The sequence below is a fragment of the Faecalibacterium sp. DFI.5.82 genome (genome assembly GCF_029076575.1).
GTDB classification, from domain to species: domain Bacteria; phylum Bacillota; class Clostridia; order Oscillospirales; family Ruminococcaceae; genus Faecalibacterium; species Faecalibacterium duncaniae.
Window position 1 is genome coordinate 1 of the sequence record NZ_JARFIS010000635.1, and the last position, 305, is coordinate 305.

1 pseudogene is annotated in these 305 nt (G+C 47.2%); it reads right to left on the reverse strand.

Features of this window, described 5'->3' with window-relative positions:
- Nucleotides 1-216, reverse strand: a pseudogene (locus P0G09_RS18205) (hypothetical protein); the annotation flags it as partial.
- Nucleotides 217-305 lie beyond the last annotated feature (89 nt).

The window sequence follows — 305 nt, forward strand, 5'->3', positions numbered from 1 at the left end:
GCGATTAGCTGCTTTACAAAGCGGATTCTCCCTCTGCTGCTGTAGATATTGGCTTCTGTTTTTCAAAGCGGCGTTCTCTTGCTGCAACGCCATGTTTTGCACCTGAAGATTACTACAGGTATTCTGGAGCATGGTTACTGCCCATGGATCAACGAGCCGTTCATCTCCAAATGTGACACCTGGTTGCGGAACTTGCGGCGCTTGATAAGTGCCCATGCAATACATCTCCTTTTTTCTATATTTAGTTTTCAATGATCAACTGCTACGTTTCCTTCGTAGCCAGGGGCCGGTACCTCAAGGGCTAT